Source organism: Caulobacter sp. P1_B12_2 (genome assembly GCF_056406675.1).
Genome location: NZ_JBFTZS010000305.1, coordinates 1 through 5,656 on the forward strand (window position 1 = coordinate 1; position 5,656 = coordinate 5,656).

General features: G+C 66.6%; 7 protein-coding genes. 2 read left to right on the forward strand and 5 right to left on the reverse strand.

The genetic code is table 11. From position 1 onward, the window contains the following. On the reverse strand, window positions 1-888 hold an 888-nt coding region (locus AC1DZ6_RS17465), incomplete at its 3' end, for an AIR synthase related protein (protein ID WP_477098413.1). 101 nt (window positions 889-989) lie between these two features. On the opposite strand from AC1DZ6_RS17465, the gene AC1DZ6_RS17470 reads away from it, so the two are divergent. After that, window positions 990-1,586: a peptidylprolyl isomerase gene (locus tag AC1DZ6_RS17470; protein WP_477098414.1), complete on the forward strand. Its 597-nt coding sequence runs from the start codon at window positions 990-992 to the stop codon at window positions 1,584-1,586. Between the two features lie 84 nt (window positions 1,587-1,670). Then, window positions 1,671-1,835 carry a hypothetical protein gene (locus AC1DZ6_RS17475; RefSeq protein WP_477044736.1) on the forward strand — a complete coding sequence of 55 codons (165 nt, stop codon included), beginning with the start codon at window positions 1,671-1,673 and terminating at the stop codon, window positions 1,833-1,835. Window positions 1,836-1,891: 56 nt separating this feature from the next. On the opposite strand, the gene AC1DZ6_RS17480 is transcribed toward AC1DZ6_RS17475, so the two are convergent. The 4 genes from AC1DZ6_RS17480 to AC1DZ6_RS17495 all read right to left on the reverse strand — a co-directional run. After that, a complete protein-coding gene (locus tag AC1DZ6_RS17480; protein WP_477098415.1) occupies window positions 1,892-3,805 on the reverse strand; it encodes a CocE/NonD family hydrolase in 1,914 nt (637 codons plus the stop codon). A 78-nt stretch (window positions 3,806-3,883) separates the two neighbouring features. Next, window positions 3,884-4,540: a hypothetical protein gene (locus tag AC1DZ6_RS17485; protein WP_477098416.1), complete on the reverse strand. Its 657-nt coding sequence runs from the start codon at window positions 4,538-4,540 to the stop codon at window positions 3,884-3,886. Window positions 4,541-4,560: 20 nt separating this feature from the next. After that, the gene (gene purQ / locus AC1DZ6_RS17490; protein ID WP_477098417.1) at window positions 4,561-5,223 is read right to left on the reverse strand and encodes a phosphoribosylformylglycinamidine synthase subunit PurQ; all 663 of its coding nucleotides are present in this window, start codon (window positions 5,221-5,223) and stop codon (window positions 4,561-4,563) included. 49 nt (window positions 5,224-5,272) lie between these two features. After that, window positions 5,273-5,656, reverse strand: a 384-nt coding sequence (locus AC1DZ6_RS17495) for an aminotransferase class V-fold PLP-dependent enzyme (RefSeq protein ID WP_477098418.1), incomplete at its 5' end; no start/stop codon positions are given.

Here is a 5,656-nt window from a genome sequence, read left to right on the forward strand (position 1 = left end):
GTCCATGTTCAGCTCGATGCCGACCCCGCCCTTGCCGGCCATCTCGACCGACGAAGAGGTCAGGCCGGCCGCGCCCATGTCCTGGATAGCGGCGACGGCGCCGGTGGCCATCAGCTCCAGGGTGGCCTCGATCAGCAGCTTCTCGGCGAAGGGGTCGCCGACCTGGACCGTGGGGCGCTTCTCCTCGGAGTCTTCCGAGAATTCGGCCGAGGACATGGTCGCGCCATGGATGCCGTCGCGGCCGGTCTTGGAGCCGAAATAGACCACGGCCAGGCCCGCGCCGGGCGCGGCGGAGTAGAAGATCTTGTCGGCGTCGGCCAGGCCCACGCACATGGCGTTGACCAGGATGTTGCCGTTGTAGCCGGCGTGGAAGTTGGTCTCGCCGGCTACGGTGGGCACGCCCACGCAGTTGCCGTAGCCCGCGATGCCGGCCACCACGCCGTCCACGAGGCGCTTGGTCTTCGGGTGGCTCGGATCGCCGAACCGCAGGGCGTTGAGCAGGGCGATCGGCCGCGCGCCCATTGTGAAGACGTCGCGCATGATGCCGCCCACGCCCGTCGCCGCGCCTTGGTAGGGCTCGATGTAGGAGGGGTGGTTGTGGCTCTCCATCTTGAAGATGATGGCGTCGCCGTCGCCGATGTCGATCACGCCGGCGTTCTCGCCGGGACCGCAGATCACGCGCGGTCCGGTGATCGGGAACTTCTTCAGCTGGTTCTTCGACGACTTGTACGAGCAGTGCTCGGACCACATCACCGAGAACACCCCCAACTCGACCAGATTGGGCTCGCGGCCCAGGCGGTCGAGGACGACGCCGTACTCCTCCGCATTGAGGCCAAATTCACGGGCCGTGTCGGCCATGGACTTCGTGGGGGAGGGCGAGGTGCTCATGGGCGGGCCTTCTAGCGTGGACCGGGGGATTCCGCTAGATTTCCTGCCTCAGGCTTTGTCTAAAATGGCCGCTCATCGAACGTCCGCAAGCGAGCCGCCTCATGATCTCCCGCCGTCACCTGCTCGCGCTCGCCGCCGCCCTGCCGCTAACGGCCGGCGCGCCGGCTACGGTCCGGGTGCGGATGGTCACGGATCTGGGGCCGATCGTCATCGAGCTTTATCCCGACAAAGCGCCGATCACYGTGGCCAACTTCCTGGCCTATGCCGACCAGCATCTGATGGATGGCGGGACCTTCTATCGGACCGTCTCGCCGAAGAACGACAACAACCCGGCCACCATCAGCGTCATCCAGGGCGGGCTGAACCGAGACGACAGCCCCCTGCCGGCCATCGCTCACGAGACCACTAAGGCCACAGGGGTCCTGCATACCGACGGGGTGATCTCGATGGCGCGGGACAAGCCCGGCACCGCGGGCTCGGAGTTCTTCATCTGCATCGGCGACAATCCGGCCCTGGATTTCGGCGGCGCCCGCAACAAGGACGGCCAGGGCTTCGCGGCGTTCGGCAGGGTGGTCGAGGGCATGAACGTGGTCCGCAAGATCCACGACGCGCCCACTGTCACCAAGGCTGACGATCCCTACATGAAGGGCCAAATCATCGAAAATCCGGTGAAGATTCAAAAGCTAAGCCGCAACTAAGGCAGCTTGGCGCTAGGAACGGGGTGAATCCCGAGCCGTTCTTTCACCGTGCGCAACCTGGCGCGCTGGACAAGGAGAACGCTCATGGGCGACCAAACCCGTAATCCCCAACAGCAGCAGAACGACCCGCAGCGACAGTCCCCCGGACAGCAGCAACAGCAGGGCGACAAGAGCCGCCAGCCGCAGAACGAACAGGGCCGCAATCCCGGCGGCCAGGCCGACCAGGGAGAGCAGCGGAAGGACCGCTGAAGACCACCGCTCCGTGATGTGAAGGGGGCCGGAGGCGAAAGCCTCCGGCCCTTTTACTAGTTCGCCACCACCGGCAGCTCGATGAAGCTGGCCGTATCGCCCGCATGATAGACCCGCTGCGTGGCCTTCACGTAGTCCGCCGGCTTGGCGAAGAAGATGTTGGGCACGAAGGTCTGCGGATTGCGGTCGTAGAGCGGGAACCAGCTCGACTGCACCTGGACCATGATCCGGTGGCCCGGCTGGAAGGTGTAGTTCGCGGTCGGCAGGATGAACTGGTACTTCAGCGGCGTGTTGGGCTTGATCGCCTTGGGATCGCTGAAGCTCTCGCGGTAGCGGCCGCGGAAGATGTCCATGCCCACGGCCAGTTGGTAGCCGCCCAACTCGGGCTGGCTGGGGACCTCGTCGGGGAAGACGTCGATCAGCTTGACCACCCAGTCGCTGTCGGTCCCGCTGGTCGAGGCCGTCAGATTGACCTTGGGCACGCCGGCGATCTTCAGCGGCGCGGTCAGGGGCTCGGACACATAGCTGAGCACGTCGGTGCGGTCGGCGACGCTGCGCTGGTCGGTGACCAGCCACGGCGTCCAGCGGCTGCGGTCTCCGAACTGCATCGGGCGCGGGATGTAGGGCACCGGCTTGGCCGGGTCGGAGACGTATTCGTCATAGGCCGCCGGGCCCTTGGCCGCCGCCGGGGCGGCGAAGGCCAGACCGCCGTTCGGCTCCAGGTAAAGCGCCTTGGTCCCGCCTTGCGGCCAGGATTTATAGCGATCCCAGTGGTTCTGGCCCGGATCATAGATCAGCACCGGCGGAGTGTCGGCCTTGGGCGCGCCGTCCTTCAGGTACTGGTTGAAGAACGGCAGCAGCACGTCGCGGCGGAACTGCAGGGCGGTGTCGCCGTCCCACTTGAAGGCGCCCAGGTTGAAGGCGTCGTAATTGACCTGGCTGTGCCGCCAGGGGCCTAGCACCAGGTAGTTCTTGTCGTTGGCCGCGTCGTTGGGCTCGACGGCGGCGTACGAATGCACCGCGCCCCACATGTCTTCCTGATCCCACAGGCCCTGGATCCACATGGTCGGCACCGTCAGAGGCTGCTTGGCCATGGTCTTGTCGAGGGYCTGCTCGCTCCAGAAGCTGTCATAGGCCGGGTGCTCGCTGACCTTCTTCCACCAGGGCAGGGCGTCCAGGCCGTGGGCCTTGGCGAAGTCGCCGGCCGACCCGGCCTTCAGGAAGGTCTGATAGTCGTCATAGGCCCCGCGCTGGACGCTTTCGCCCGCGCCGCGCTTGGTGGTCTGGCCGGCGAAATAGTCGAAGTTCGGCTGGCGGAAAGCGCCGTGGTGGAACCAGTCGTCGCCCATCCAGCCGTCGACCATCGGGCTCATCGGCGCGGCCACCTTCAGGGCCGGGTGCGGATTGACCAGGGCCATCACCACGGTGAAGCCTTCGTACGAACTGCCTAGCATGCCGACCTTGCCGTTGGTCTCGGGCACGTTCTTGGTCAGCCACTCGATGGTGTCGTAGGCGTCGGTCGAATGGTCGACCTCGCTGTTGTTCAGCGGCCCCTTCAGCGGCCGGGTCATCACATAGTCGCCTTCCGACCCGTACTTGCCGCGGATGTCCTGGATGACGCGGATGTAGCCGGCCTGGACGAACACGCCGTCGCCCTCGGCCAGGGTGGCCAGCATGGACGGGCTGTCGTTGCGCGCGGTGCGCTTGGCGGCGTTGTAGGGCGTGCGGGTCAGCAGGATCGGAGCGTTCTTCGCCCCCTTGGGCACGAGGATCACGGTGTAGAGCTTGGTCCCGTCGCGCATCGGCACCATGACCACGCGCTTGTCGTAGTCGTAGCCGGCCTGGGGCGCGACGTACTTGCCGTCGATATCCGGCGTCAGCGGCGGGGTCTGGGCGTGAACCGCGCCAGCGAAGGCGGTGAGGGCGGCGGCGGCCAACAGGCCGGCGCGGAGGGTGGATGCAAGACTCATCGAAAAGCTCCCCAATGGTGCGGGCACCTTAGGAGCGGTTTCCAGGAGGCGCTATAATATAACAGCGTYTCGGAGCCGCTAGCGGGCGTAGACACCGTCGAAGCTCACGGACGCGCCACCGCAGCTTCCGCTGTCGGCAACGACCATGTGCTTGCCGACCCGCCGCATGCGGACGTTGCAAAAAGGCTCCGTGCCCTTGGGGTCGGCATATTCCGCGCTGCCGCCCTTGACCTCGATCAGGCCTTCGAAGGAGCCCACGTGCTGGGAGACCGGGCCGTTCCAGACCGCATCGCCGACGGCGCGCAAGCCTTTCTTGTCGCGCTTGATCGTGATCTGGTTGTCGCCGAAGCCCCAATCGCCCAGCCAGTCGCCTTCGCCGGAGGGCGCGGCCGCCGACTTCACCAGGTCGGCCTTCTTCAGCCAGCCAACCGTGTGACGGTCGCCGCGTCCGTACCAGGCGCAGGCCCAGCCATTTTCGACCTTACTGACCAGCACTTCGTCCTGGACGACCAGATAGCTCTTCAGTCGGCAGCTCGGCGCGTCGGGGCAACCCTCGCCGTCATTGTGAAAGTAGGTCCGCCCCCGGCTGGGCGGCGAGACGTTGTAGACCGCCACGCCCTCCTGGGCGAAGTTGACGAAATCGCCATAGCCGCAGTGGTCGTCGGCGGCCYGGGCGACGGCGGCTGTCGCCAGTCCGGCGAGGAGAGAGGCTGYGGTGATCGAGAAACGACGCATCGGAGCCCCCTTTGGCCGCGTCAGGCGCTGGCGAAGATGCTGCGGAACAGCAGGGCGCCGTCTTCCGAGCCCAGGTCCGGATCGAACGAGCGGTCCGGGTGGGGCATCAGGCCCAGCACGTTTCCGCCGGCGTTCATGATGCCGGCGATGTCGCGGGCCGAGCCGTTGGGATTGTCCTGGTAGCGGAACACCACCTGGCCTTCGCCCTCGATGCGGTCCAGCGTCTCGGCGTCGGCGAAGAAGTTGCCCTCGCCGTTGCCGACCGTCATGACGGCCGAGCGCTGCTCGCCGAAGCCGGCGGTGAAGCGGGTCTGGCCGTTGACTACGTCCAGGGCCACCGGCTTGCAGATGTATTTCAGCTTCTCGTTGCGCAGCAGGGCGCCGGGCAGCAGGCCCGCTTCGCACAACACCTGGAAGCCGTTGCAGATGCCGACGACCGCGACACCCTCGTTGGCGGCCTTGATCACTTCGCGCATGACCGGGCTCTGGGCGGCCATGGCTCCGCAGCGCAGATAGTCGCCGTAGGAGAAGCCGCCGGGCAGGACGATCAAGTCCAGGTCGTCCGGCAGGGCCGTCTCCTGGTGCCAGACCATCTCGACACGGGCTCCTGCGGAGCGCTCGATGGCGACCTTGCAGTCACGATCGCAATTGGAACCGGGGAAGACGACGACGGCGGCTTTCATGGCGCGGCCGTGTAGCACCCTTCGCGAGTCGTGTCAGCGGCGCTTCGTTCTAAACGCTCGCCAGCCCTCGCACCTCCGCCAGCGCCAGATCCACCTCGGCCGGGCTGTTCATCAGGCTGGGCGTCAGGCGGATGTGCTGGATCGCATAGGGCGCCGCCGAGGCGATGATCCGCCGACGACGTAGCAGGCCCACGGCCGACTCCGCCGAAACGCCGTGGACGTCGAACGAGACGATGCCGGCCGACAGGCGCGGGTCGCGGGGCGTGACCAGCCGCACGTGCGGCATCAGCGCCAGTCCGGCCTTCAACTGGGCGGCCAACTCGGCGGTGCGGGCCGCGACCTGGGCCTTGCCGATTGTCTCGTGGAACTCGATCGCCGCCGGGATCGACCACAGGTGTTCGAACGCCTTGAACCCGCCGGGCGACATCAGCGG

What these genes read in the sequence shown, in the direction of transcription:
- AC1DZ6_RS17475 (WP_477044736.1), top strand. Translation starts at nt 1,671, where the DNA reads ATGGGCGACCAAACCCGTAATCCCCAACAGCAGCAGAACGACCCGCAG.
- purQ (WP_477098417.1), bottom strand. Translation starts at nt 5,223, where the DNA reads ATGAAAGCCGCCGTCGTCGTCTTCCCCGGTTCCAATTGCGATCGTGAC.